The sequence below is a fragment of the Brevibacterium atlanticum genome (assembly GCF_011617245.1).
GTDB classification, from domain to species: domain Bacteria; phylum Actinomycetota; class Actinomycetes; order Actinomycetales; family Brevibacteriaceae; genus Brevibacterium; species Brevibacterium atlanticum.
Map to the genome: position 1 here is coordinate 1399235 of NZ_CP050152.1, position 26027 is coordinate 1425261.

Sequence of the window (26027 nt, forward strand, 5' to 3'; positions counted from 1 at the left end):
CACAGGTGTCTCCCCGCGAGGAGAGGGATGGCATGAACGAAGCACTGGTCTCACACAGCCGAGGCATGGCTGTCGGTGTCCGCTGCGGAACCGGAGTCCGCGCAGTCGGGGCACAGGCCCCAGAAGGTCACCTCGGCCGCCTCGACGCGGAAGCCGGCATCATGAGAGGGAACCAGACACGGTGCGTGTCCGACCGTGCAGTCGACATCGACGATGAGACCGCAGGACCGACACACGAGGTGGTGATGGTTGTCCCCGATTCGCCGCTCATATCGAGCCACCGAACCCGACGGCTGGATGCAGCGCAGCAGCCCGACCTCCGTGAGAGTGTGGAGCGAGTCGTAGACGGCCTGATGAGAGACCGTCGGCAGCGACACGCGGACGGAGCGGATGACGGACTCGGTGTCCGCGTGAGGATGATCCCGCACGGCCTCGAGCACGGCGACCCGCTGTTTCGTCACACGCAGAGAGGTCTGCCGCAGGGCTGCGGCAGGCTCCTCGACATGTCCATGATTCGTCCCGTTCACACCATAAGGATGCCTGCTTCTTTTGAATCAGTCAAGGAAAGCGTGATGACGTCCGCTGAGGTGGCCCCGGGTGTGAGAATGTCCGCCGAGGTGATCGCCGAGGCGAAGACCTTCACGACCCGGGAGTGTGGACGTGCGATCGGTTGTGCGCGTGGGGGAGCGCGGTCGATGGGGTAGGGTGGTTCGTCGACGATTTTGACCAGACGCGCGGAAGAGAGATATTCTGTTAAGCGACTGATTGTGTTATCTGCGTCGTCGGATGATCCTGCCGAGCGATCTGTGAGGCTCGGGCCCCTTGTGAGAATTCGATGATGCAGGCCGCCGGGAAATCGACTCTGTCGGGACGTGTCTGCGCGACACACCCGAGCGCAGGGTACGAATGACCGCGTGGTTACTGGCATCGGGAGCCGAGCTTCACCTGATGTTCAGTCGGATATGTCCCACGGTTCACAGACATGACTGCGGTCGTGGCCGGAATTGGGAATTAGGTCTATCGAGAAGCAAATGGAGAACGCTTAGTGCCGACAATCCAGCAGCTCGTCCGCAAGGGACGGCATGTGAAATCAGCAGGATCCGACGCTCCTGCCCTCAAGGGCAGCCCGCAGCGTCGGGGAGTGTGCACCCGTGTGTACACCACTACCCCCAAGAAGCCGAACTCGGCTCTTCGCAAGGTCGCTCGTGTCAAGCTTTCGAGCCAGATCGAGGTGACCGCCTACATCCCGGGCGAGGGACACAACCTGCAGGAGCACTCGATCGTGCTCGTGCGCGGTGGCCGCGTCAAGGATCTGCCCGGTGTTCGCTACCGGATCGTTCGCGGTTCGCTCGACACCCAGGGTGTCAAGGGCCGTCAGCAGGCCCGCAGCAAGTACGGTGCGAAGAGGGAGAAGAAGTAATGCCACGCAAAGGTCCTGCACCCAAGCGACCGATCGTCGTTGACCCGGTCTTCAGCTCACCGCTCGTCACGCAGCTGATCAACAAGATCCTGCTCGACGGCAAGCGCTCGACCGCAGAGCGGATCGTCTACGGTGCCCTCGAAGGCACCCGCGAGAAGAACGGCAACGACCCCGTTGTCAACCTGAAGAAGGCTCTCGACAACATCCGTCCGTCCCTCGAGGTCCGCTCCCGCCGCGTCGGCGGAGCGACCTACCAGGTGCCGGTGGATGTTCGCCCGACTCGTTCGACCACCCTGGCCCTCCGCTGGCTGGTGGGCTACGCCCGTCAGCGTCGCGAGAAGACCATGACCGAACGACTCATGAATGAGATCCTCGATGCCGGCAACGGCCTCGGCGCCGCAGTCAAGCGCCGCGAGGACACTCACAAGATGGCCGAGTCCAACAAGGCCTTCGCCCACTACCGCTGGTAATCGCCTTCCCTGCTGTTCGGCCGGCGGACATCCTCCGCGGCATCTGCCGGCCGATAAGCTCGGGGGAGTCGAGCAAATCATCGAAGAGAGAGAGACACCGTGGCACTTGACGTGCTCACCGACCTGAACAAGGTCCGCAACATCGGCATCATGGCCCACATCGATGCCGGTAAGACCACTACGACCGAACGCATCCTCTTCTACACAGGTGTGAACTACAAGATGGGCGAGACCCACGACGGCGCCGGCACGATGGACTGGATGGATCAGGAGAAGGAACGCGGCATCACGATCACGTCGGCCGCGACGACCTGCTACTGGCACGACAACCAGATCAACATCATCGACACCCCCGGCCACGTCGACTTCACCGTCGAGGTCGAGCGCTCGCTGCGCGTCCTCGACGGCGCCGTCGCAGTGTTCGACGGCAAGGAGGGCGTGGAGCCGCAGTCGGAGACGGTCTGGCGTCAGGCCGACAAGTACGACGTCCCGCGCGTGTGCTTCGTCAACAAGATGGACAAGCTCGGTGCTGACTTCTACTTCACCGTGCAGACCATCAAGGACCGCCTCGGTGCCAAGCCGCTGGTCATCCAGCTGCCGATCGGCGCCGAGAGCGAATTCGCCGGTGTCGTCGACCTGCTGAAGATGAAGGCCTACACCTGGCCCGACGAGTCGAAGATGGGTCAGGACATGACCGAGGTCGAGATCCCCGCGGATCTGCAGGCCAAGGCCGAAGAGTACCGTGCGCAGCTCGTCGAAGACGTCGCCGAGAGCACGGAAGCGCTCATGGAGAAGTACCTCGACGGCGAAGAGCTCACGGTGGACGAGATCAAGGCGGGCATCCGCGAACTCGTCATCAACTCCGAGGCCTTCCCGGTCATGTGCGGTTCCGCATACAAGAACAAGGGCGTCCAGCCCATGCTCGACGCGGTCATCGACTACCTGCCCTCGCCGCTCGACGTTCCCCCGATGATCGGGCACAACCCGAGCAACGAGGAAGAGGAGCTCACCCGCAAGCCTGCGAAGGACGAGCCGTTCTCGGCTCTCGCGTTCAAGGTCGCATCGCACCCGTTCTTCGGTGCGCTCACCTACGTGCGCGTCTACTCCGGCCAGGTCAAGTCCGGTGAGCAGGTGCTCAACACCACCTCGGGCAAGAAGGAACGCGTCGGCAAGCTCTTCCAGATGCACTCCAACAAGGAGAACCCTGTGGAAGAGGCCTTCGCCGGCCACATCTACGCCTTCATCGGTCTCAAGGACACCACCACCGGTGACACCCTCTGCGATCCTGCGAACCCGATCGCCCTCGAGTCGATGACCTTCCCGGAGCCTGTCATCTCCGTGGCCATCGAGCCGAAGACGAAGAGCGACCAGGAGAAGCTGTCCTCGGCCATCCAGAAGTTCGTCAAGGAAGACCCGACCTACCAGGTCGAGCTCGACGCGGAGACCGGCCAGACCGTCATCCGCGGCATGGGCGAACTCCACCTCGACATCCTCGTCGACCGCATGCGTCGCGAGTTCAAGGTCGAGGCCAACGTGGGCAAGCCGCAGGTCGCCTACCGCGAGACCATTCGCCGCACTGTCGAGAAGTACGACTACACCCACAAGAAGCAGACGGGTGGATCGGGACAGTTCGCGAAGGTCCAGGTCACCTTCGAACCGCTCGAGGTCGAAGGCGATACGATTTATGAGTTCGAGAATGCCATCACCGGCGGACGCGTTCCGCGCGAGTACATTCCGAGCGTCGATGACGGCATCCAGGACGCCATGCAGCTCGGTGTCCTCGCCGGTTACCCGCTGGTCGGCATCAAGGCCACACTGGTCGACGGTGCCTACCACGATGTCGACTCTTCGGAGATGGCATTCAAGATCGCCGGATCGATGGTCCTCAAGGAGGCCGTCAGGAAGGCGAACCCGGTTCTTCTCGAACCGGTCATGGACGTCGAGGTGCGCACCCCTGAGGAATACATGGGTGACGTCATCGGCGACCTGAATTCCCGGCGTGGCCAGATTCAGTCGATGGACGATGCTTCCGGTGTGAAGGTCGTCAAGGCTGTGGTCCCGCTGTCGGAGATGTTCGGTTACATCGGTGATCTGCGGTCGAAGACCCAGGGCCGTGCGGTGTACTCGATGACTTTCTCCAGCTATGCGGAGGTCCCGAAGGCTGTTGCCGAGGAGATCATCCAGAAGGTGCGCGGCGGAGAGTAATCTCCGGAATCCGGTCGCCCCGGTGATCAAGAACATGTTCACCGGAATGAAAGATAACCAACAGAAGGTCTAAGATATGTACCGCATATCTTTTGACAACCACGAGGAGGAACCCAGTGGCAAAGGCTAGTTTCGAACGGACTAAGCCGCACGTCAACATCGGCACCATCGGCCACGTTGACCACGGAAAGACCACCCTGACCGCCGCGATCACCAAGGTCCTGGCGGATCAGTACCCGGATCTCAATGAGGCTCGCGCCTTCGACCAGGTGGACAACGCACCTGAGGAGAAGGAGCGCGGCATCACCATCAACGTCTCGCACGTTGAATACCAGACGGAGAAGCGTCACTACGCTCACGTCGACGCCCCGGGTCACGCCGACTACGTGAAGAACATGATCACCGGTGCTGCACAGATGGACGGCGCCATCCTCGTCGTTGCCGCCACCGATGGTCCGATGCCGCAGACCCGTGAGCACGTGCTGCTCGCTCGTCAGGTCGGCGTTCCCTACATCGTCGTGGCTCTGAACAAGTCCGACATGGTCGAAGACGAGGAGCTCCTCGAGCTCGTCGAATTCGAGGTTCGCGACCTGCTCTCGAGCCAGGAGTTCGACGGGGACAACGCTCCCGTCGTCCAGGTGTCCGCTCTCAAGGCCCTCGAAGGCGACGAGAAGTGGATCAAGAGCGTCCAGGAACTCATGGCCGCCGTCGACGACAACGTTCCGGAGCCGGAGCGCGACGTTGACAAGCCGTTCCTCATGCCCGTCGAGGACGTCTTCACGATCACCGGTCGTGGAACCGTCGTCACCGGTCGTGTCGAGCGCGGCGTCCTGTTGCCGAACGACGAAATCGAAATCGTCGGCATCAAGGAGAAGTCGTCCAAGACGACCGTCACCGCTATCGAGATGTTCCGCAAGACCCTGCCGGATGCTCGCGCAGGTGAGAACGTCGGTCTGCTTCTGCGCGGCACCAAGCGCGAAGACGTTGAACGCGGTCAGGTCATCGTGAAGCCGGGTTCGATCACCCCGCACACCAAGTTCGAAGCCCAGGTCTACATCCTGAGCAAGGACGAGGGCGGACGTCACAACCCGTTCTACTCGAACTACCGTCCGCAGTTCTACTTCCGGACCACGGACGTCACCGGCGTCATCACGCTGCCCGAGGGCACCGAGATGGTCATGCCCGGCGACAACACCGACATGTCGGTCGAGCTCATCCAGCCGATCGCCATGGAGGACGGCCTCCGCTTCGCCATCCGCGAGGGCGGCCGCACCGTCGGCGCCGGTCGAGTCACCAAGATCGTTGCCTGATCTGACTCACTGAGTACCAGAGCCGAGGGCCGCAATCCTTTCGAGGGTTGCGGCCCTCGGTCTGTTTGGAAGCATTGCGCAGGCTGTACTTGCGCCCTCCGGCAGCAGATGCGCGCTACTGCATGTCGGAAGTGCACGCGTGGCAGCACGCGGGCCTTTCCAATAGACGGTGACATTCGAAGCAGTGGAAGGGCGCTGCGCGATGACCGGGGGAGTGACGCCTGTGCGTTGCCCTGAGAGATCGCTCACAAGCCTGCACCCCGGAATTGCGCGGGTGAAGTGCTATGTGACAAGATAGTGAGGTTGCGTTTTGGGCGTTGACCCCTGCACTGCGGTAGCGATACCGCGAACAGCCCGGAACACTATCGGATCGATGAATCTGCATCAAGCGGGTTCGGACCGAGCAGCCAATGAGTAGAAGCGCCGTCGGCGTTCAGGCGAGAAGTGAGAATTTCTCCGCCAGGATCAGTCGACACGCCCGACCTCGGGGGTCGGTCATGGTCAGCCGGCACAGACCGCAGACATCCCAGATGCTCTGCAGGTTGATGGCCGGAAGTTACTGAAGAAAGAGACGACGCCATGGCGGGACAGAAGATCCGCATCCGGCTCAAGTCGTACGACCACGCTGTGATCGACAGTGCCGCACGCAAGATCGTGGACACCGTCACTCGCGCAGGTGCGACTGTTGTGGGCCCCGTGCCGTTGCCGACGGAGAAGAACGTGTACTGCGTCATCCGTTCGCCGCACAAGTACAAGGACAGCCGTGAGCATTTCGAAATGCGCACGCACAAGCGTCTGATCGACATCGTCGATCCGACGCCGAAGGCCGTCGATTCGCTCATGCGTCTCGACCTCGCTGACGACGTCAACATCGAGATCAAGCTCTAAGGGAGGCAGCAATGGCGAACACTCGTTCATCCGCTCTCCCGACCACCCGCAAGGTCAAGGGCCTTCTGGGAACCAAGCTGGGCATGACCCAGGTCTGGGATGAGCAGAACAACCTCGTGCCGGTGACCGTTGTGGCCACCGGAAACAACGTCGTCACGCAGATCCGCAACGAGGAAACCGATGGTTACCCCGCTGTGCAGATCGCGTTCGGCGAGATCGATCCGCGTAAGGTCAACAAGCCGACCGCAGGCCACTTCGAGAAGGCCGGCGTGACCCCGCGTCGCCACCTCGTCGAGCTGCGCACTGCAGACGCTGCTGACTACGCGCTCGGCCAGGAACTCGGAGTCGACACGTTCGACGCCGGAATCAAGGTCGATGTGACCGCGAAGACCAAGGGCAAGGGAACCGCCGGTGTCATGAAGCGTCACGGCTTCTCCGGTGTCGGTGCCTCCCACGGTCAGCACCGCAATCACCGCAAGCCAGGGTCGATCGGCGGAGCCGCGACCCCGGGCCGCGTGTTCAAGGGTATGCGCATGGCGGGCCGTATGGGCGCTGTCAAGCACACGACCCAGAACCTCACGATCCACGCCGTGGACAGCGAGAACAACTTCCTGCTCATCAAGGGCGCCGTTCCCGGCCCCAAGGGTGGAGTCGTCCTCGTTCGCTCGGCCGTGAAGGAGGCCTGAACGAAATGACTGATGTCAAGACAGTCGACGTCATCGACGCCGCCGGTGCCAAGGCCGGATCCGTTGACCTGCCCGCCGAGATCTTCGGCGTGCCAGCCAACGTGCCGCTGATCCACCAGGTCGTCGTTGCGCAGCTGGCTGCGGCCCGTCAGGGTACGCACAAGACGAAGACCCGCTCCGAGGTTCGCGGCGGCGGTCGCAAGCCCTACCGCCAGAAGGGAACCGGCAACGCCCGTCAGGGTTCGATCCGCGCTCCCCAGTACAACGGCGGCGGAATCGTGCACGGACCGGTCCCGCGCGACTACTCGCAGCGGACCCCCAAGAAGATGAAGGCCGCTGCTCTGCGCGGTGCTCTGTCTGATCGTGCACGCCTGGATCAGGTCTTCGTGATGAAGAACCTGGTCACCGGCGATACGCCGTCGACCAAGCAGGCGAAGGCCGCACTGGCCGGCCTGTCCGACCGCAAGAACACCCTCGTGGTGCTCGACCGTGACGACGAGCTCACCTACCTGAGCGTGCGCAACCTGCCCCACGTCCACGTGCTCACCTCCGATCAGCTCAACACCTACGATGTGCTGCTCGCCGATGACATCGTGTTCACCGAGGCAGCTCTGCAGTCGTTCCTGAGCGGCAACCGCAAATCGGAGGACGCATCATGAGTCTGAACTTCAAGGACCCGCGCGACATCATCGTCGCTCCGGTCGTCTCGGAGAAGACCTACAGCCTGATGGACGAGGGCAAGTACACCTTCATCGTCGATCAGAACTCGAACAAAACCGAGATCAAGCACGCCATTGAATCGATCTTCGATGTGCAGGTCGCCAAGGTCAACACCCTGAACCGTCAGGGCAAGCGCCGCCGCACCCGCACCGGTTGGGGAAAGCGCAAGGACACCAAGCGTGCCATTGTCGCCCTCAAGGACGGATCGATCGACATCTTCGGTGGATCGCTCTAAGCGATCCTTCGTCAAAGAAGGAAAAGACTCATGGGAATCCGTAAGCACAAGCCGACGACTCCGGGCCGCCGTGGCTCGTCGGTCGCCGACTTCGTCGAAGTGACCCGGTCTACACCGGAGAAGTCGCTTCTGCGTCCGCTGCCCAAGCGCGGCGGCCGCAACAGTCAGGGACGCGTGACCACTCGCCACCAGGGCGGCGGTCATAAGCGTCAGTACCGTGTCATCGACTTCCGCCGCCATGACAAGGATGGCGTTCCGGCGAAGGTCGCACACATCGAATACGACCCGAACCGTACGGCTCGCATCGCTCTGCTGCACTACGCAGACGGAGAGAAGCGCTACATCATCGCCCCGCACAACCTCAAGCAGGGTGCGCAGGTCGAGGCCGGCCCGGGTGCAGACATCAAGCCGGGCAACAACCTTGCCCTGCGCAACATCCCAGTCGGTACCGTTGTGCACGCTGTCGAGATGCGTCCCGGCGGCGGTGCCAAGATCGCGCGCTCCGCCGGTTCCTCCGTGCAGCTGGTGGCCAAGTACGGTCGGTTCGCGCAGCTGCGGATGCCTTCGGGCGAAATCCGCAACGTCGACGCGCGCTGCCGTGCGACCGTCGGTGAGGTCGGCAATGCCGAGCAGTCGAACATCAGCTGGGGCAAGGCAGGCCGTATGCGTTGGAAGGGCAAGCGCCCGACCGTCCGCGGTGTCGTGATGAACCCGATCGACCACCCGCACGGCGGTGGCGAGGGCCGTACTTCGGGTGGTCGTCACCCGGTCAGCCCGTGGGGTCAGCCAGAGGGCCGCACACGCCGGCCGAACAAAGAGAGCGACAAGTACATCGTGCGCCGTCGCCGGACCGGCAAGAAGCGCTGATTGGAGTACTGACTTATGCCTCGTAGCCTCAAAAAGGGTCCTTTCGTCGACGAACACCTCTACCAGAAGGTGGCTCGTCAGAACGAGAAGAACACCAAAAATGTCATCAAAACCTGGTCTCGTCGCTCGATGATCATCCCGGACTTCCTGGGACACACCATCGCAGTACATGACGGACGCAAGCATGTCCCCGTCTTCATCACTGAGTCGATGGTCGGACACAAGCTCGGCGAGTTCGCACCGACACGGACGTTCCGTGGCCACGAAAAGGACGATCGCAAGGGTCGCCGCCGCTGAGGCGGGGCACTCTTTCGATCCTAGATAAGAGAGAAGGAAGCGATGGAAGCCAAGGCTAAGGCGCGTTACCTGCGCGTTACGCCTCGCAAGGCTCGGCGCGTCGTCGACCTCATTCGTGGTCAGCAGGCGACCGAAGCACTTGCAGTGTTGAAGTTTGCAGAACAGTCGGCATCAGATCCGATTTACAAGCTCGTGGCCTCCGGCATCGCCAATGCGCGTGTCCGGGCCGACGAGGAAGGCGTTGCGTTCGACGAGAACGAACTGGTCATCTCCGAAGCCTTCGTGGATGAGGGGCCGACCATGAAGCGGTTCCGTCCGCGTGCCCAGGGTCGTGCGTTTCGCATTGAGAAGCGCACCAGCCACGTGACCGTGGTCCTGGCCAGCGGTGACGACCTGCCTCAGCGTAAGAGCCGGAAGGGGAACCGCTAATGGGCCAGAAGATCAATCCGAACGGATTCCGACTCGGAATCACCACGGATCACAAGTCGAAGTGGTTCGCTGACTCGACCAAGCCGGGGCAGCGCTACAAGGACTACGTGCTCGAAGATGTCAAGATCCGCCAGATGATGAACACCGGCCTCGAGCGGGCCGGCATCTCGAAGGTCAACATCGAGCGCACGCGTGACCGTGTCCGCGTCGACATCCACACCGCACGTCCGGGCATCGTCATCGGACGTCGCGGAGCCGAAGCCGATCGCATCCGCGGTCAGCTCGAGAAGCTCACCGGCAAGCAGATTCAGCTCAACATCCTTGAGGTGAAGAACCCTGAGGTCGACGCACAGCTCGTCGCGCAGGGTGTTGCCGAGCAGCTCGCCAGCCGCGTGGCCTTCCGCCGCGCGATGCGCAAGGCGATCCAGAGCGCTCAGCGTGCAGGTGCCAAGGGCATCCGCGTGCAGTGCTCGGGCCGCCTCGGCGGTGCTGAGATGAGCCGTTCCGAGTTCTATCGCGAAGGACGTGTGCCCCTGCACACCCTGCGTGCGAACATCGATTTCGGTTTCCACGAAGCCCACACCACCTTCGGACGCATCGGCGTCAAGGTGTGGATCTACAAGGGCGACCTGACCGACAAGGAGCTTGCCGCCGAGCAGGCCAAGGCTCCTGCTGCTCGTGGCCCTCGTGGCCGTGGGCGCGGTCGTGGCGGCCGCGGACGTGGTCAGGAAGGCGCTCCGCGCCGCGGCGACCAGGCCCGTACCACAGAGAACAACGCCGAAGCCCCCGCGGCTGAGGCCGGATCGGAGGGCTGAGACATGTTGATCCCTCGTCGAGTGAAATTCCGCAAGCAGCACCACCCCCGTCGGGGCGGCGCCGCCAAGGGAGGCACGACGGTGTCCTTCGGTGACTACGGCATCCAGGCTCTCGAGCCCGCCTACGTCACCAACCGGCAGATCGAGGCCGCACGTATTGCCATGACCCGCTACATCAAGCGCGGCGGCAAGGTGTGGATCAACATCTACCCCGACAACCCCCTGACGAAGAAGCCTGCCGAGACCCGCATGGGTTCCGGTAAGGGTTCGCCCGAGTGGTGGGTTGCCAATGTCAAGCCGGGTCGGGTTATGTTCGAACTCGCCGGTGTGTCCGAGGAAGTTGCTCGTGAGGCCCTGCGCCTGGCGATCCACAAGCTTCCGCTGAAGGCCCGCATCGTGGCCCGCGAAGGTGGTGAGTGAGAATGGCAATCGGTTCGAAGAACCTTTCCATCGACGCACTGGACGGTTTCGACAACGAGCGTCTGCTCGAAGAGCTCAAGAAGGCCAAGGCCGAGCTGTTCAACCTGCGTTTCCAGTCGGCCACCGGCCAGCTGGAGAGCCACGGTCGCCTCAAGGCCGTGCGTCGCGACATCGCTCGTATCTACACCGTGCTCAACGAGCGGGAGCTGGACATCCGTCCGAACCCCGCTGATGCTAAGGAAGAGGGCAAGTGATGGCGGAGACCACGAACACTGAGGCCAATGCTGCGGAGCGCAACACCCGCAAGACCGCACGTGGCTACGTTGTATCCGACAAGATGGACAAGACCATCGTCGTCGAGGTCGAGGAGCGCATGAAGCACCGCCTCTACGGCAAGGTCATGCGCAAGTCGGTCAAGTACAAGGTCCACGATGAGGAGAACACCGCCGGAATCGGCGATTTCGTCCTCGTGGCCGAGACGCGGCCTCTTTCGGCCGCGAAGCGTTGGCGGCTCGCCGAGATCATCGAGCGCGCCAAGTAGCCAACGCCGCCCCTCCCACCCGGTCCCGCCCGTCGCCTGCATCAGGCTGCGGGCGGCTACCGGGAACGGGGTGAAATGTCAATGAATCCGTTCCGCAAGGCTCATGCGTGCGTGTGAGAACCGGCGCGACGACAGGAGAAAATAGTGATTCAGCAAGAGTCGCGACTCAAAGTCGCCGACAACACTGGCGCCAAGCAGATCCTGGCCATCAGGATCCTGGGTGGCTCCGGTCGGCGCTACGCCTCGATCGGTGACACCATCGTGGCAACCGTCAAGGACGCAATCCCCGGCGGAAACGTGAAGAAGGGCGACGTGGTCAAGGCCGTCATCGTTCGCACCGCCAAGGAACGCCGTCGTCCCGACGGCTCCTACATCAAGTTCGACGAGAATGCAGCTGTCATCCTCAAGAACGAAGGGGAGCCGCGCGGAACCCGTATCTTCGGGCCCGTGGGACGCGAACTCCGCGACAAGAAGTTCATGAAGATCGTCTCCCTGGCACCGGAGGTGTTGTGAGCATGGCGAACAAGCTCAAGATCAAGAAGGGCGACCTCGTCCAGGTGATCGCAGGCGCTCGCGCCTCACGCGGCGGCGATCGCGGTAAGCAGGGCAAGGTCCTTGCCGTCTACCCCGAACGCAACCGCGTCCTCGTTGAGGGCGTCAACCGCGTGATCAAGCACAAGAAGGCTACGCAGACTCAGGCCGGCGGCACCGCTGGTGGCCGTGAGACTCACGAAGCCCCCATCCACGTGTCCAACGTGGCGCTCGTTGACCCCAAGGACAACAAGCCCACCCGCGTCGGATACCGCGAGGAGAGCGTCGAGCGTGACGGTCGCACCAAGACCGTTCGGGTTCGCTACTCGCGTCGCACCGGGGAGGAGATCTGATGACGGAAACAACCACCAGCCGTCCCGCACCGCGTCTCAAGCAGGTTTACCGCGAAGAGATCGTTGCGAAGCTGCAGGATGAATTCGGCTACGCCAACCCCATGCAGGTTCCCGGACTGACCAAGGTCGTCGTGAACATGGGTGTGGGTGACGCCGCGCGCGATTCCAAGCTCATCGAAGGCGCCATCAACGACCTCACTCTGATCACCGGTCAGAAGCCGGTCGTGACCCGGGCTCGCAAGTCCATCGCTCAGTTCAAGCTGCGCGAGGGCCAGCCCATCGGCGCCCACGTGACCATGCGCGGAGCCCGGATGTGGGAGTTCATCGATCGCGTCATCACCCTGGCTCTGCCGCGTATCCGCGACTTCCGCGGACTCTCGGACCGCCAGTTCGACGGAAACGGCAACTACACCTTCGGTCTCACCGAGCAGTCGATGTTCCACGAGATCGATCAGGACAAGATCGACCGCGTCCGCGGCATGGACATCACCGTGGTCACCACGGCGACGACCGACGATGAGGGACGTGCCCTGCTGCGTCACCTCGGGTTCCCGTTCAAGACAAAATAATCTCTACGTTGCAGGTCCAAGCACGCACATGTGGGCGGAAACCGTAACGAGGAAGGGCAAGTGCCCAAATGACAATGACTGATCCAGTCGCAGACATGCTTACGCGTCTGCGCAACGCCAACTCGGCTTACCACGAGGACGTCAGCATGCCGTTCTCGAAGCTCAAGTCGAACATCGCCGAGATCCTGAAGGCTGAGGGCTACATCACCGACTGGAGCGTCGAAGACGCCGAGGTCGGAAAGACCCTCCTGCTGGACCTCAAGTTCGGACCGAACCGGGAACGTTCCATCGCCGGTCTGCGCCGTGTGTCGAAGCCGGGACTGCGCGTCTACGCGAAGTCCACAAACCTGCCCAAGGTTCTCGGTGGCCTCGGCATCGCCATTCTGTCGACGTCGTCAGGTCTCCTGACTGACCGTCAGGCCGCCAAGAAGGGTGTGGGTGGGGAAGTCCTCGCCTACGTCTGGTAAGGAAGGAGAGAAGAAGATGTCACGTATTGGCAAGAACCCGATCTCCGTTCCCAGCGGCGTCGAGGTCAACGTCGACGGCCAGAACGTCGCCGTCAAGGGACCGAAGGGCGAGCTGTCCGTCACCATCGCCGAACCGATCACCGTATCGCTCGACGACGGTGTCATCACCGTGGCCCGTCCGGACGAAGAGCGCGAATCGCGTTCGCTGCACGGACTGTCCCGCACGCTCATCAACAACATGATCGTCGGTGTGACCGAAGGCTACTCGAAGGCCCTCGAGATCGTCGGAACCGGTTACCGTGTCCTGGCCAAGGGATCGAACCTCGAGTTCGCCCTCGGCTACAGCCACCCCATCGTCGTCGAACCGCCGGAGGGAATCTCCTTCAGCGTCGACGGTCAGACGAAGGTCGCTGTCCACGGAATCGACAAGCAGCTCGTCGGCGAGACCGCTGCCAACATCCGGAAGCTGCGCAAACCTGAACCCTACAAGGGCAAGGGTGTGCGCTACGCCGGCGAAAACGTCCGTCGCAAGGTCGGAAAGGCTGGTAAGTAAAGATGGCCTTTGGCAAGAAGGAAAGCTACGGCAAGGGCAGGGCTGCTGCTCGCAAGCGTCGTCACGTTCGTCTGCGCAAGCACGTGAGCGGAACGGCCGAGCGCCCTCGCCTCTCAGTGACTCGTTCCACGCGCCACGTCTTCGTCCAGGTCATCGACGACACCGTCGGCAAGACCCTGGTCTCGGCCTCCACCATGGAAGCCGACCTGCGGACATTCGAAGGCGACAAGACCGGCAAGGCCCGCAAGGTGGGCGAGCTGGTGGCCCAGCGCGCCAAGGACGCCGGAATCGAAGCCGTCGTCTTCGACCGTGGAGGCAACGCCTACCACGGCCGTGTGCAGGCAATCGCCGAAGGTGCCCGTGAAGGAGGATTGGCCCTATGAGCACTGAAGAGAACAAGGATCAGCAGGCGACTGCTGAGACCAGCAATGACAACAGCGGTGACCGTTCCTCCCGCGGCCGCGGACAGGGCGGCCAGGGTCGTGGACGCGGTGAAGGCCGTGGACGCGGCGGTCGCAACGACCGTGACGACAAGAACCAGTTCATCGAACATGTCGTGACGATCAACCGCGTGTCCAAGGTCGTCAAGGGCGGACGTCGTTTCTCGTTCACGGCTCTCGTCGTGGTCGGAGACGGCGACGGCATGGTCGGCATGGGATACGGCAAGGCGAAGGAAGTTCCTGCCGCCATCGCCAAGGGTGTCGAGGAGGCGAAGAAGAACTTCTTCCGCGTCCCGCGCATCCAGAAGACCATCCCGCACCCGGTCCAGGGCGAGGAAGCCGCAGGCGTCGTCCTGCTGCGTCCGGCCGCTCCCGGTACCGGTGTCATCGCCGGCGGACCCGTCCGTGCGGTCCTCGACGCTGCGGGTGTCCAGGACATCCTGTCGAAGTCGCTGGGTTCGTCGAACGCAATCAACATCGTGCACGCCGCGATCACTGCGCTGAAGAACCTCGAACGTCCTGAGGAAGTCGCGGCTCGCCGCGGCCTCCCCGTCGACGAGGTCGCTCCGCATGCATTGCTGCGCGCAGCTGCTGAAAGTGGGGCGAAGTCCTGATGGCAAAGCTCAAGGTTACTCAGCGCAAGTCCGCCATCGGTGGCCGTCAGAACCAGCGTGACACGCTGCGTTCGCTCGGTCTCAAGCGGATCAACGACGTCGTGGTGCAGGAAGATCGCCCCGAGATCCGGGGAATGATCAATACCGTGCGTCACCTCGTGACTGTGGAAGAGGTCGATTGATATGTCGAACAACGACTCGCTGAAGCTGCACGATCTCCGTCCGGCCCCCGGAGCCAAGACCGCGAAGACCCGCGTGGGTCGCGGTGAGGCTTCGAAGGGCAAGACCGCCGGTCGCGGAACCAAGGGCACGAAGGCCCGCTACCAGGTTCCTGCCGGCTTCGAGGGCGGCCAGACTCCGATGCACATGCGTCTGCCGAAGCTGCGTGGGTTCAAGAACCCCGCCAAGGTGACGTTCCAGGTTGTCAATCTCGACAAGCTGTCGGCACTGTTCCCCGAGGGCGGAGACGTCACCGTCGCCGACCTCGTGGCCAAGGGTGCTGTGCGTCCGAAGCAGCCCGTCAAGGTCCTCGGCACCGGTGAGATCACCGTGGCCCTGAACATCACTGCAGACAAGTTCTCCGGCTCCGCAGCCGAGAAGATCACTGCTGCAGGCGGAAGCACCACCGTAGCCTGATCGGTTCCCGCTGCGCGGGTCCCAGGCTCCGGGTTGAGGGGGCGGTCACCGAGAGGTGACCGCCCCCTTCTGCATACCTGCCTGCGCATCGGCACCGAGGCGGGGCGCAGGCATCGTCGCAGGCGTCTCACATGCTCACACACAGCGTCTGCGCACCCTTCGTCCAGCCTTCGTCGGTTTCGGCCTGAGGCTCATATCCTGGTAGTCTTTTGCAGGTATTTGTTCCCATTCGCCAGGTCGCGACCACGACTCTGACTTTTCCATCCCCCAACGAGGAGGACGCTTGATCGGCGCAATCCGGAGGGCTTTCAGAACGCCCGACTTGAGGAAGAAGCTCCTCTTCACCCTGGGCATTCTTGTCATCTTCCGACTCGGCTCGTTCATTCCTTCCCCGGGCATCGACTACACGCAGGTCCAGCAGTGCGTGGCTTCGCCTCAGCTCAATGAGGGCGGATTCGCGATGATCAACCTCTTCAGCGGCGGCGCTCTGCTGCAGCTGTCGATCTTCGCCCTCGGCATCATGCCCTACATCACCGCGAGCATCATCGTGCAGCTGCTGCGCGTGGTCATCCCGCGTTTCGAGTCTCTGCACAAGGAAGGCGCCTCCGGTCAGGCGAAGCTCACCCAGTACACGCGCTACCTCACGATCGGTCTCGCGATCCTCAATGCGACGACGCTCGTGGCCACCGTCCGCTCCGGCGCGCTCTTCGGACAGGTCGAAGGCTGCCAGGACCTCATCGCCAATGACACCTGGTGGGGGATCGCGGTCCTCGTGGTCACGCTCACCGCAGGCACCGGCCTGATCATGTGGCTGGGCGAGCAGATCACCGAGCACGGTGTCGGCAACGGCATGTCGCTGCTCATCTTCACCTCGGTCGCCGCAGCCTTCCCGTCCTCGCTCGGTGCGATCTTCCGCGAGCAGGGCGTCGACATCTTCCTCATCGTCCTCGCCGTCGGCCTCGTCCTCGTCGCCCTCGTCGTCTTCGTCGAACAGTCGCAGCGTCGAGTCCCGGTGCAGTACGCCAAGCGCATGGTGGGCCGTCGCATGTTCGGCGGCACGTCGACCTACATCCCGATCAAGGTGAACATGGCCGGCGTCATCCCCGTCATCTTCGCCTCCTCGGTCCTCTACCTGCCGAGCCTGATCGTGCAGTTCTTCGACCCGGAGTCGAAGGGCGCCGAGTGGATCAACACGTATCTCACCCGCGGTGACCATCCTCTCTACATCACCGTCTACGCGCTGCTGACGATCTTCTTCGCCTACTTCTATGTCGCGATCACCTTCAACCCCGAAGAGGTCGCGGACAACATGAAGAAGTACGGCGGCTTCATCCCGGGCATCCGCGCGGGACGACCGACCGCCGACTACCTGAGCTACGTGCTCAGCCGCATCAACTTCCCCGGCTCGCTCTACCTGGCCTTCGTCGCTCTGATCCCGCTCATCGCTTTGGTGCTCATCAACGCCAACCAGAACTTCCCGTTCGGCGGCACCTCGCTGCTCATCGTCGTGGGTGTCGGCCTCGAGACCGTCAAGCAGATCGACGCGCAGATGCAGCAGCGCCACTACGAGGGTCTGCTGCGCTGATCACGACCGGACGCTGACGTTCAGCGGACAACCATTGGAAGGACACCTTATGAGTTCACGCATCATTCTGATCGGCCCTCCCGGCGCCGGCAAGGGAACACAGGCCGCACGCCTGTCCGAGGCACTCGGCGTTCCCGCCATCTCGACCGGAGACATCTTCCGCGCGAACGTCAAGGGTGAGACGGAACTCGGCAAGCTTGCCAAGCGCTATATGGACGCCGGCGAATACGTGCCCGACGAAGTCACGAACTCGATGGTCGCCGATCGTCTGTCCCAGGCCGACGCAGCCGAGGGCTTCCTCCTCGACGGATACCCGCGCACCAGCGCCCAGGTCGACGAACTCGACCGGATCCTCGCTGCCGAGGACAAGGCGATCGAACACGTCGTGGAACTCACCGCCGACACCGACGAGGTCGTCGCCCGTCTGCTCGCCCGTGCCCAGACCGAAGGCCGCAGCGACGACAGCGAGGACGTCATCCGTCACCGTCTCGACGTCTATGCGGAGCAGACACAGCCGCTGACCGATATCTACCGGGACCGCGGACTGCTGCGCCAGGTCGATGGCCTCGGCGAGGTCGATGCCATCACCGAGCGCATCCTCTCCGCCATTCGATGATCTTCGGACCACGGATCGAGCTGAAGTCTCCTGCGGAGCTCCAACGCATGCATCGGGCCGGGCAGCTGACACGCGAAGTGCTGTCAGCGGCCCGGTCCGCGGCCGTTCCCGGTGCCACCACCGCCGAGGTGGACGCCGCTGCCGAGGCCGTCATCGACGCGGCCGGGGCACGGTCGAATTTCAAGGGCTACCAGGGATTCCCCGCCGTCGTGTGCATCTCCGTGAACGAGGAGATCGTCCACGGCATCCCCGGTTCGAAGGTGCTGCAGTCAGGTGACCTCGTCTCCATCGACGGCGGCGCGATCGTCGAGGGCTTCCACGGGGACTCCGCGCTCACGATGATCGTCGGCGGCGATGAGGCGGGTACAACCGCCGATCGTGACCTGTCTGCCGCCACCGAGGCGGCCATGTGGGCAGGAATCGCCGCCTTCGCCACCGGAACGAAGATCAGCGACATCGGCGACGCCATCGACGACTACGTCACCGAGGCGCACCCGCAGCTCGGGCTCGTCGAAGAGTTCACCGGACACGGCATCGGCACCGCCATGCATATGGCTCCCGATGTGCTCAACTACCGTGCCAGGTCGAACGGGCCGAAGATCCGGCCGGGGATGTGCCTGGCGATCGAACCGATGCTCACTAACGGCAGCTCCGAGACCGTGACCTTGTCCGACGACTGGACGGTCGTGACCGCCGACGGCTCACGCGCGAGCCATTGGGAGCACAGCGTAGCTCGCCACGACGGGGGAGTGTGGGTGCTCACCGCCGAGGATGGGGGAGCATCCGGGCTGGCGCCCTACGGAGTCACGCCCGTGCCTCCCTCGGCCGCCTGAGGGGAACTGGCGGTCGGCGCAACGTGCCGAGCCGACCGGCAGACAGCCGCCTGAGGTCAGCCGCGCAGGTCAGAGGTTCCGGGCGATCCTCTCGATCGCCTCGGTGAGCAGAGGGCGGGGGAGTGCGAAGTTGACACGGATATGACCGACTCCGACCTCGCCGCACAGGCGCCCCTCGGTCACAGCCACCTCGGCGCGGGATTCGATGTGCTTGGCCAGATCCGTCTGAAGACCGTATCCGCGCAGATCCAGCCACGCCAGATAGGTTCCCTCGGGCTGGATATACGCGGCATTCGGCAGCAGCGTGGCGACGAGATCCGTGAGCAGGTCACGGTTGCCCTTGAGGTAGCCGTTGATCTCGGCCAACCAGTCCCGTGAATGCCTGTAGGCAGCGGTGGTCGCCAGGATCCCGGGATTCGATGCGGCCTCGGAGACGAACATGCCCCTCTGGGCCCACCGCTGCCGATCCTCAGGCGAAGTGAGGATGAGCTGGGCGCACTTGAGACCGGGGATGTTGAAGGCCTTCGACGCCGCAGTCGCCGTGGTGGTGTGGGCGGCGGTCGCGTCGGTGAGAGTCGCGTACGGAATGTGTCTGGCGGGGTCGTAGACGACGGGGGCGTGGATCTCGTCGGAGAAGACTCGGGCTCCGGCGGACTCGACCACCTCGGCGAGGGCGAGGAGCTCGGCTTCTGTGTAGACCTTGCCGATCGGGTTGTGCGGATTGCACAGCAGGAGGGTGGCACCCGGGGTGAGTGCGGCGGCGATCGCGTCGAGATCCATCGCCCAGCCGGTCTCCGAACGCAGCATCGGCACCTCGATGAGCTCGCGGTCGGTGGCGCGCGCAACATTGAAGAACGGCATATAGGCGGGCGTCGGCAGGACGATCGGGGTGCCGGCGGGGGTGAGATGAGTGAGGACGCCGATGAAAGCGGCGACGACGTCACTGGCCGGCGCGATGTGTTCGGTGGGGACCTGCCAACCGTAACGGTCTGAGCAGAACTCGGAGGTTGCGGACTTGAGATCCGCGTTGATGTCGTACGGCGGATACCCGTAGAGGTCGCGCTCGTCGATTTCGCGCAGTGCCTGCCGGACGGCGGGAGCGACACCGAAGTCCATCTCGGCGATGAAGGCACCGATCGACCCTGGGAAGGTCGACCACTTGCGGCCTCCCTTGGCGACGAGGGACTCCTGGGTGATGGCGTCGAGATCCAGCACGCTCATTCTCCTTTGATGGTCACGATCATATGACCGTCGGTCACGGTTCGACTGCGCAGGATTCCCCGGCGCAGTGCCCACGGTAGCAGTCGATATCCGTTCGCCGAGGTGGCCTCTGACTTGTGCTGTCATGGACGATGATCTGGTGCCGGTCCCGGATGAGTCGTCGTCTCAAATAACGAAACGATAACAAAGAGTATGAAAAGTCTCTGAACGTTATCTGTACGTTACTGTAGCCGTTATGACCCGAATCACATTCAAGGGGTCTTCGCGTGTTCTGGGAGCGTCGATCATCGGCGCTTCCCTGCTGCTGGCCGGGGGCACATCCGCCTTCGCCGCACCCACTCCGGAGTCCGCCGCATCCCAGACGTCCACCACCGAGTCTTCCCCTCAGCCCACTGATAGCGACAAGCAGAAATTCGAAATCACGCTCGGCATCGACGAAGAGGTCGAGGCCTCGCCTGGACTCGTCGTTCCCGTGACGCTGAGCGCGAAGGCCGGAACCGGCCTGAAGATCGTGCACGCCTCGAACAACGAGACCGTCAAGGGCACGGAGACGGAACTGGCCACCGGAGGCGACGCTCTCGACGCGGAACTCGACGGGTCCGCGCTGGAACCCGGTACCTACATCGTCAAGACCGACGACAACCTCAAGAGCAGCGACGACTTCACGGTCAGCGACCCGGACGAGACGGATGCGAAAGATTCCGACCCGACGCCCGAGCCCACCGACTCCACTGCTGCCGATGATGGGGAAGAGGATGAGTCCGAGACTCCTGCTGAGAAGTCGCCTTCCGAAGACGAAGAGGACGCGGCCGATGCCGACCTCGACGAGTTCTATCCGGAGCTGGCCAAGGAACTGTTCGGTCAGGACGACGGCACGTACACGATCTCCGATCCCAAGGGCGGCGGCACAGGCGCCGGAAACATTCCGTCGGGGCTGCAGAAGTACTATAACCAGAGCGTCGATCTCAGCGGTGAGAACTGCCAGAAACTCGGGTACCCCGACTACACCTCGCGGATCGGACGCACACCTGAATGCGGCTACGTCATCGCGCCTATCGATGCGAAGAACCCGAAGGCCGGCAACGTCGCCATCGCCATGATGAAGGTGCCTTCCGGCAAGGTCGTCGACGGCAAGTTCGAGAAGACGAAGTCTCAGGGAACCGTGGCCTGGAATCCCGGCGGACCCGGCGGTTCCGGCATGACAATGGGTGTGGCTGGAGCCATCAGCGAACCCGACCTCGCCGCGAACTTCGACCTCGTGGGCTTCGACCCTCGAGGCACCGGCGGCTCGATGCCGTTCTCGCAGTGCTCGACGGATGAGCAGCTCGACGCCGACCGTGCCGAAGACGCCTGGGCCGGTGACCGTGACGAGGCAGAAGACCTGCTGAACGAGCAGTACGAACGCTATGCCGACGACTGCATCGAGAACACCGGCAAACTGTTCGACCTCGGCGAGGATGGCCAGGAGAACCTGATGAAGCACCTCGGCACCTGGGATGCCGTGGGCGACCTCGACCTCATCCGGTCCACCAGCCAGGACGAGAAACTCGACTACATCGGCTTCTCGTATGGCACACGGCTCGGCTACGTCTACGCTCAGAAGTTCCCGCAGAACGTCGGGAGGCTCGTCCTTGACGGGGCCGTGGACCCGGGCAATGTCGAAGCCTATAAGGCACTGAAGGACATCAACAAGGACCCGCAGACCTACCTCGACGCCAGCGGAAAGGTCGTCAAGGCCCAAGACGCCGACGAGGGCGAAGACGACTCGGTCAAGCAGATCGCCGGCTTCCAGGGCACCTTCGAGCAATTCGCCCTCGACTGCTCGGCCAAGGGCGCCGAAGGCAGGACCTGGGCCGAAACCTATGAGGGAATCGAGTTCCCCAAGCACCTGGAGAGCTTGGCTGACGAGACCTTCACTTGCGCACTTGGTGACGGCATCGACGATCGAGACGCTCTGACGAAGGCGAACCAGAAGATCCTCCGAGCTCTGGAAGGCAACCCGGTGCCGACCGGCGTCGACGGCGATGACCGCGACGTCACATTCGGTGACGCGCGCACCGGTGTCATCCAGGCGCTGTACTCCGAATCCCTGTGGCCAGATCTGGCACTGGGGCTGGCTGAGCTGAAAACGGGAGACTCCGCGGGAGTGCTCATGCAGCTGGCCGACAGCTACAACGAACGCGACGCAGAGGGCCACTACGACCCGATGCTGCAGGCCTTCACCAATATCCGCTGCACCGATGAGAACAGCTTCGGCAAGAAGCCGGACATCAAGGAGCTGCGCGACCTCGCCAAGCGCTACGACGAGGCAGGTCCGTTCCAATCGGCATCGGTGTCTCCCGGAGTCTACGACTACTGCGACTTCTGGAAGTTCAAGGGCACACTGCCCAAGCCGAAGCATCTGACAGCCGTGCCGAACGTCCTTGTAGTGTCTACCTCGCACGACTCCGCGACACCGTATGCCGCGGGAGTGAAGCTGGCCCGCACGATCGACGGCAGCCTGCTCTCGGTCTCGGGGGCCTCGCACACTTCGTATATGTCCGGGGATGAGAACAAGGCGTGCACGGACGTGACCGTCAACGGGTTCCTGACGAAGGGCACCCTGCCCAAGCTCGGTGACTTCGGGCCGAAGCTGCCCAAGCCCGACACCGCTGTCGACGACAGGGACGAGACCATCACTCTGCCCAACCGGTGCAAGATGGATACCTTCCGCGCCGACGAATTCACTCTCTCGAAGGACACTGTCCACGCTGGTGACAACGTGCGGGCCACGGTCAAGCATCTCGGATCCGAGCAGGCCTACACCGTGGAGTTCGAGACCGGAGGCACATTCGGCAAGCTGAGCACCGACAACGGCGGAAATGCCACCGCCGAGGTGGCCGTGCCCAAGGCTGCCGAGCCCGGGGCCTACGTCGTCCAGGTCCTTGACGCCGACGGCAAGACCGCCGCGAACACTACGTTGACGGTTGTGGGCGAAGACGACGGGAAGAGCGATGACGGAAGCAAGGACGGAAAGGACGATGACGACCCGAAGGGCGGCGGATCCGATGACGGAGGTTCGGACGGAGCGACTGCCGGGTCGAACGGGGGTTCGTCTGATGGGTCTGCGGACGGTCAGGACAACAACGGCAGCGGCGGCGGAGGCGGGCACCTTCCTCGGACCGGCGCCGAATTCCTGCCGCTGATCGCCGCCGCACTCGCCCTGCTCGCAGCCGGCGGGCTCGTCTATCGCGCCTCGAGGCGAAAGACCGCTGCGCACTGACGAATGATCCGCAATGCGACCTCCGCCTCGAAAGGAAGCAGCGGATGAGTGAGCAGTGAGCGAGCCGGGAACGGAACCTATCCGTTCCCGGCTCGCCTGCGGTCGGGCCCGATGGTCGGGCCCGATGCGGCTGCGGCGGGGGAGGGGACTGCGGCGGTCGCTGAACCGTCACGGACCGGCCGAGGGCAGGGCCGCCTCGGCGAAGGAGAGATTGTAAGTGACTTCACGCTGTGAAGCGAGCACCGTGTGGAAGATTCATCGCCCGTAGTGTAAGGTTGATGATTGGTCTGTTCTCACTCAACTCACCCTTTTTCGGATGTGGGCGGCTTCTGCCATCCACTCCTTTTCATGTGGTGACGAGGACTGCAGTCCAAGGGGTCGCCGACGTGAGTCGGTGATACACGATTACGTCGAACGCGAGGGTATCGCGGGAATACGAGGTTAGCGAACGATATGGCCAAAAAAGAAGGGGTCATTGAGATCGAAGGGACCGTTGTCGAGGCTCTGCCGAACGCATCGTTTCGGGTTGAGCTGAGCAACGGGCACAAGGTGTTGGCGCACATCTCCGGAAAGATGCGTCAGCATTACATCCGCATCCTTCCCGAGGACCGGGTCATCGTGGAGCTGTCTCCCTATGACCTCTCGCGCGGACGAATCGTTTACCGGTACAAGTAAGGATCTTCGATCATTCGCGTCTTGCTCCCGTCGGGAACAAGGACCGAAAGAAGGAAAAACGATGAAGGTTAAGCCCAGCGTCAAGAAGATCTGCGAAAACTGCCAGATTACCCGCCGTCACGGCCGGGTCATCGTCATCTGCTCCAACCCGCGCCACAAGCAGCGTCAGGGCTGAGCAGCTCTTTCAGCAGATCGAGGCTCCTCCGGGAGTCTCAAGCAGCACCACACCCGCGCAAACCTCGCCATCTGCGCATGAGCGGTTCGGAAGTGTTCACCTCCGGGCCGTGAATCGCAGGACGACACCTCCGGTCGGGGGCCGGAGACCTTGGGAGACCAGGGACAGGTTTGCATCAGCACCTCCGAAACAACAACAGGAGATACGTACCTATGGCACGACTTGCCGGAGTCGACATCCCGCGTGAAAAGCGCGTGGAGGTCGCCTTGACATACATCTATGGTGTGGGCCGCACCCGTGCGCGCCAGACCCTGACCGAAACGGGAATCAGCCCTGATACCCGTGTGAAGGACTTGAGCGACGCAGAGCTCGTCCAGCTGCGTGACTACATCGAGGGCACATTCCAGGTTGAGGGTGACCTCCGTCGTGAGGTGGCCGCCGATATTCGCCGCAAGGTCGAAATCGGAAGCTATGAAGGCCTGCGTCACCGCCGCGGTCTCCCGGTTCGCGGACAGCGGACCAAGACGAATGCGCGTACCCGCAAGGGACCCAAGCGCACCGTGGCCGGTAAGAAGAAGTAACTCGCTCACCCGGTTGGCTAGGACCAACCACCTCGATCAGGAGTAAGGACATATGCCTCCCAAGTCACGCGCCGCAACAGCGCGCAAGCCTCGCCGCAAGCTGAAGAAGAATATCGTCGCCGGCCAGGCCCACATCAAATCAACCTTCAACAACACCATCGTGTCGATCACCGACCCGTCCGGTGCTGTCATCTCCTGGGCCTCCTCAGGTGAGGTCGGCTTCAAGGGTTCGCGCAAGTCGACCCCGTACGCCGCTCAGATGGCTGCCGAATCGGCCGCTCGTCGGGCGCAGGAACACGGCCTGAAGAAGGTCGACGTGTTCGTCAAGGGCCCGGGCTCGGGCCGCGAGACCGCGATCCGTTCGCTGCAGGCCGCCGGTCTGGAACTGGGTACCATCCAGGATGTCACCCCGGTTCCGTTCAACGGCTGCCGTCCCCCCAAGCGCCGCCGCGGCTGATCCTGAAACTGCAACGGATGTCGGATCACGGTCCGACATCGGTCGCAGAACGGATTCCCAGATAACCCGAACCGTTCTTCATGGCCTGATGCCATGACGTGCAGTGCGAACGTCATATAGCGGATGTTCGCTGAAAGGAAGCCCACGTGCTCATTGCACAGCGCCCAACGCTCACGGAAGAAATCGTCTCCGATAACCGCTCACGGTTCGCCATCGAACCGCTCGAACCCGGATTCGGCTACACCCTCGGCAACTCGCTTCGTCGGACCCTGCTGTCCTCGATTCCTGGTGCCGCCGTCACATCCATCCGGATCGACGGAGTCCTCCACGAGTTCAGCACCGTTCCGGGAGTGAAGGAGGATGTCACCGAATTCATCCTCAACCTGAAGTCCCTGGTCGTGTCGTCCGAATTCGACGAACCGGTCGTCGCCTATCTGCGCAAGCAGGGTCCCGGCACTGTGACCGCTGCCGACGTCTCTGCTCCCGCTGGGGTCGAGATCCACAATCCGGACCTGCACATCGCCACGCTGAATGGTGAAGGTCGTCTGGATATGGAACTGACCATCGAACGCGGACGCGGATATGTGTCGAGCGCGCAGAACAAGAACGCGGATGCAGAGATCGGCCGGATCCCGGTCGATTCGATCTACTCCCCGGTTCTCAAGGTCACCTACAAGGTCGAAGCCACGCGTGTCGAACAGCGCACTGACTTCGATCGCCTCGTCCTCGACGTCGAGACCAAGCCCTCGATGACCCCGCGTGATGCCATCGCATCGGCGGGCAAGACCCTGGTCGAGCTCTTCGGCCTGGCTCGAGAGCTCAACGTCGAAGCCGAAGGCATCGAGATCGGACCCTCGCCTGTGGACGCGGCCCTGGCCGCCGACCTGGCGCTGGCCATCGAAGATCTCGACCTGACCGTGCGCTCCTACAACTGCCTCAAGCGTGAGGGCATCCACACCGTCGGTGAGCTCGTTGCTCGCAGCGAAGCCGACCTGATGGATATCCGCAACTTTGGTTCGAAGTCGATCGACGAGGTCAAGGCGAAGCTCAACGAGCTCGGCCTCAGCCTCAAGGACAGTCCTGCCGGATTCGAATCCGGTCTCGTTGATGAGGACCAGTCCTACGTCGAAGACGAACAGTACTGATTTAGACCTAG

At 62.9% G+C, this 26027-nt stretch carries 35 protein-coding genes; 33 read left to right on the top strand and 2 right to left on the bottom strand.

From position 1 onward, the window contains the following. Positions 1 to 50: 50 nt before the first annotated feature. Complete coding sequence (locus tag GUY23_RS06100) at positions 51 to 527, bottom strand: Fur family transcriptional regulator (protein WP_166970629.1); 477 nt, start codon at positions 525 to 527, stop codon at positions 51 to 53. 518 nt (positions 528 to 1045) lie between these two features. Here GUY23_RS06100 and rpsL point away from each other — a divergent pair. From rpsL to map, 27 genes are all read left to right on the top strand, one after another. After that, the gene (gene rpsL, locus GUY23_RS06105) at positions 1046 to 1420 is read left to right on the top strand and encodes a 30S ribosomal protein S12 (RefSeq protein ID WP_166970631.1); all 375 of its coding nucleotides are present in this window, start codon (positions 1046 to 1048) and stop codon (positions 1418 to 1420) included. Continuing rightward, positions 1420 to 1890, top strand: coding sequence for a 30S ribosomal protein S7 (gene rpsG, locus GUY23_RS06110; RefSeq protein ID WP_166970633.1), 471 nt, complete (start codon positions 1420 to 1422; stop codon positions 1888 to 1890). Before rpsL ends, rpsG begins: the two co-directional genes overlap by 1 nt. Positions 1891 to 1989: 99 nt before the next feature. Next, positions 1990 to 4095 carry an elongation factor G gene (gene fusA / locus GUY23_RS06115; RefSeq protein WP_166970635.1) on the top strand — a complete coding sequence of 702 codons (2106 nt, stop codon included), beginning with the start codon at positions 1990 to 1992 and terminating at the stop codon, positions 4093 to 4095. Positions 4096 to 4211: 116 nt separating this feature from the next. Continuing rightward, positions 4212 to 5405: an elongation factor Tu gene (gene tuf, locus GUY23_RS06120; protein ID WP_166970637.1), complete on the top strand. Its 1194-nt coding sequence runs from the start codon at positions 4212 to 4214 to the stop codon at positions 5403 to 5405. Positions 5406 to 5984: 579 nt separating this feature from the next. Next, complete coding sequence (gene rpsJ, locus GUY23_RS06125; RefSeq protein WP_009379191.1) at positions 5985 to 6293, top strand: 30S ribosomal protein S10; 309 nt, start codon at positions 5985 to 5987, stop codon at positions 6291 to 6293. An 11-nt stretch (positions 6294 to 6304) separates the two neighbouring features. Beyond that, positions 6305 to 6979, top strand: a complete 675-nt coding sequence (gene rplC / locus GUY23_RS06130) for a 50S ribosomal protein L3 (RefSeq protein WP_166970639.1) — start codon at positions 6305 to 6307, stop codon at positions 6977 to 6979. A gap of 5 nt (positions 6980 to 6984) precedes the next feature. Then, positions 6985 to 7638 (top strand): 50S ribosomal protein L4, encoded by a 654-nt coding sequence (rplD, locus tag GUY23_RS06135; protein ID WP_166970641.1) that lies wholly within the window; start codon positions 6985 to 6987, stop codon positions 7636 to 7638. Continuing rightward, on the top strand, positions 7635 to 7934 hold the full coding sequence (gene rplW / locus GUY23_RS06140) for a 50S ribosomal protein L23 (RefSeq protein ID WP_166970643.1): 300 nt from the start codon (positions 7635 to 7637) through the stop codon (positions 7932 to 7934). The genes rplD and rplW overlap by 4 nt, the downstream gene beginning before the upstream one ends. A 30-nt stretch (positions 7935 to 7964) precedes the next feature. Next, positions 7965 to 8801: a 50S ribosomal protein L2 gene (rplB, locus tag GUY23_RS06145; RefSeq protein ID WP_166970645.1), complete on the top strand. Its 837-nt coding sequence runs from the start codon at positions 7965 to 7967 to the stop codon at positions 8799 to 8801. 15 nt (positions 8802 to 8816) lie between these two features. Continuing rightward, entirely contained in the window at positions 8817 to 9098 is a 282-nt protein-coding gene (rpsS, locus tag GUY23_RS06150; RefSeq protein WP_135537125.1) for a 30S ribosomal protein S19, read from the top strand. A gap of 42 nt (positions 9099 to 9140) precedes the next feature. Continuing rightward, positions 9141 to 9527 (top strand): 50S ribosomal protein L22, encoded by a 387-nt coding sequence (gene rplV / locus GUY23_RS06155; protein WP_166970647.1) that lies wholly within the window; start codon positions 9141 to 9143, stop codon positions 9525 to 9527. After that, positions 9527 to 10342: a 30S ribosomal protein S3 gene (gene rpsC / locus GUY23_RS06160; protein ID WP_166970649.1), complete on the top strand. Its 816-nt coding sequence runs from the start codon at positions 9527 to 9529 to the stop codon at positions 10340 to 10342. Before rplV ends, rpsC begins: the two co-directional genes overlap by 1 nt. 3 nt (positions 10343 to 10345) lie before the next feature. Then, positions 10346 to 10762, top strand: a complete 417-nt coding sequence (rplP, locus tag GUY23_RS06165) for a 50S ribosomal protein L16 (protein ID WP_166970651.1) — start codon at positions 10346 to 10348, stop codon at positions 10760 to 10762. 2 nt (positions 10763 to 10764) lie between these two features. After that, the gene (gene rpmC, locus GUY23_RS06170) at positions 10765 to 11016 is read left to right on the top strand and encodes a 50S ribosomal protein L29 (protein ID WP_135537474.1); all 252 of its coding nucleotides are present in this window, start codon (positions 10765 to 10767) and stop codon (positions 11014 to 11016) included. After that, complete coding sequence (gene rpsQ / locus GUY23_RS06175; RefSeq protein WP_166970653.1) at positions 11016 to 11303, top strand: 30S ribosomal protein S17; 288 nt, start codon at positions 11016 to 11018, stop codon at positions 11301 to 11303. The genes rpmC and rpsQ overlap by 1 nt, the downstream gene beginning before the upstream one ends. Before the next feature lie 144 nt (positions 11304 to 11447). Further along, the gene (gene rplN, locus GUY23_RS06180; RefSeq protein ID WP_166970655.1) at positions 11448 to 11816 is read left to right on the top strand and encodes a 50S ribosomal protein L14; all 369 of its coding nucleotides are present in this window, start codon (positions 11448 to 11450) and stop codon (positions 11814 to 11816) included. 2 nt (positions 11817 to 11818) lie between these two features. Then, positions 11819 to 12187: a 50S ribosomal protein L24 gene (gene rplX, locus GUY23_RS06185; protein WP_166970657.1), complete on the top strand. Its 369-nt coding sequence runs from the start codon at positions 11819 to 11821 to the stop codon at positions 12185 to 12187. Further along, on the top strand, positions 12187 to 12756 hold the full coding sequence (rplE, locus tag GUY23_RS06190) for a 50S ribosomal protein L5 (protein WP_166970659.1): 570 nt from the start codon (positions 12187 to 12189) through the stop codon (positions 12754 to 12756). Before rplX ends, rplE begins: the two co-directional genes overlap by 1 nt. Positions 12757 to 12824: 68 nt before the next feature. Further along, the gene (gene rpsH, locus GUY23_RS06195; protein WP_166970661.1) at positions 12825 to 13223 is read left to right on the top strand and encodes a 30S ribosomal protein S8; all 399 of its coding nucleotides are present in this window, start codon (positions 12825 to 12827) and stop codon (positions 13221 to 13223) included. A gap of 16 nt (positions 13224 to 13239) precedes the next feature. Further along, the gene (rplF, locus tag GUY23_RS06200) at positions 13240 to 13776 is read left to right on the top strand and encodes a 50S ribosomal protein L6 (protein WP_166970663.1); all 537 of its coding nucleotides are present in this window, start codon (positions 13240 to 13242) and stop codon (positions 13774 to 13776) included. 2 nt (positions 13777 to 13778) lie between these two features. Next, a complete protein-coding gene (gene rplR, locus GUY23_RS06205; RefSeq protein ID WP_166970665.1) occupies positions 13779 to 14159 on the top strand; it encodes a 50S ribosomal protein L18 in 381 nt (126 codons plus the stop codon). Further along, positions 14156 to 14830, top strand: coding sequence for a 30S ribosomal protein S5 (gene rpsE / locus GUY23_RS06210; protein WP_228282763.1), 675 nt, complete (start codon positions 14156 to 14158; stop codon positions 14828 to 14830). The genes rplR and rpsE overlap by 4 nt, the downstream gene beginning before the upstream one ends. Further along, complete coding sequence (gene rpmD, locus GUY23_RS06215; protein WP_166970667.1) at positions 14830 to 15012, top strand: 50S ribosomal protein L30; 183 nt, start codon at positions 14830 to 14832, stop codon at positions 15010 to 15012. The genes rpsE and rpmD overlap by 1 nt, the downstream gene beginning before the upstream one ends. Before the next feature lies 1 nt (position 15013). Continuing rightward, positions 15014 to 15466, top strand: a complete 453-nt coding sequence (gene rplO / locus GUY23_RS06220) for a 50S ribosomal protein L15 (protein WP_166970669.1) — start codon at positions 15014 to 15016, stop codon at positions 15464 to 15466. A gap of 283 nt (positions 15467 to 15749) precedes the next feature. Further along, the gene (secY, locus tag GUY23_RS06225; protein ID WP_166970671.1) at positions 15750 to 17051 is read left to right on the top strand and encodes a preprotein translocase subunit SecY; all 1302 of its coding nucleotides are present in this window, start codon (positions 15750 to 15752) and stop codon (positions 17049 to 17051) included. Positions 17052 to 17100: 49 nt separating this feature from the next. After that, positions 17101 to 17667, top strand: coding sequence for an adenylate kinase (locus GUY23_RS06230; RefSeq protein WP_166970673.1), 567 nt, complete (start codon positions 17101 to 17103; stop codon positions 17665 to 17667). Continuing rightward, positions 17664 to 18500, top strand: coding sequence for a type I methionyl aminopeptidase (gene map, locus GUY23_RS06235; protein WP_166970675.1), 837 nt, complete (start codon positions 17664 to 17666; stop codon positions 18498 to 18500). Before GUY23_RS06230 ends, map begins: the two co-directional genes overlap by 4 nt. Before the next feature lie 69 nt (positions 18501 to 18569). Here map and GUY23_RS06240 read toward each other — a convergent pair whose 3' ends face one another. Further along, on the bottom strand, positions 18570 to 19721 hold the full coding sequence (locus GUY23_RS06240; RefSeq protein WP_228282764.1) for a MalY/PatB family protein: 1152 nt from the start codon (positions 19719 to 19721) through the stop codon (positions 18570 to 18572). 235 nt (positions 19722 to 19956) lie between these two features. Between GUY23_RS06240 and GUY23_RS06245 the strand changes: the two genes are divergently transcribed. From GUY23_RS06245 to GUY23_RS06270, 6 genes are all read left to right on the top strand, one after another. Next, the gene (locus GUY23_RS06245; RefSeq protein WP_166970677.1) at positions 19957 to 22983 is read left to right on the top strand and encodes an alpha/beta fold hydrolase; all 3027 of its coding nucleotides are present in this window, start codon (positions 19957 to 19959) and stop codon (positions 22981 to 22983) included. 453 nt (positions 22984 to 23436) lie between these two features. Then, a complete protein-coding gene (gene infA, locus GUY23_RS06250) occupies positions 23437 to 23658 on the top strand; it encodes a translation initiation factor IF-1 (protein WP_009379245.1) in 222 nt (73 codons plus the stop codon). Between the two features lie 61 nt (positions 23659 to 23719). After that, positions 23720 to 23833, top strand: a complete 114-nt coding sequence (gene rpmJ, locus GUY23_RS06255; protein WP_009884960.1) for a 50S ribosomal protein L36 — start codon at positions 23720 to 23722, stop codon at positions 23831 to 23833. A 212-nt stretch (positions 23834 to 24045) separates the two neighbouring features. Beyond that, positions 24046 to 24414, top strand: a complete 369-nt coding sequence (rpsM, locus tag GUY23_RS06260) for a 30S ribosomal protein S13 (protein ID WP_025777905.1) — start codon at positions 24046 to 24048, stop codon at positions 24412 to 24414. 52 nt (positions 24415 to 24466) lie between these two features. Next, positions 24467 to 24871, top strand: coding sequence for a 30S ribosomal protein S11 (gene rpsK, locus GUY23_RS06265; RefSeq protein WP_166970679.1), 405 nt, complete (start codon positions 24467 to 24469; stop codon positions 24869 to 24871). 146 nt (positions 24872 to 25017) lie between these two features. Then, positions 25018 to 26016, top strand: a complete 999-nt coding sequence (locus tag GUY23_RS06270) for a DNA-directed RNA polymerase subunit alpha (protein ID WP_166970681.1) — start codon at positions 25018 to 25020, stop codon at positions 26014 to 26016. Positions 26017 to 26027 lie beyond the last annotated feature (11 nt).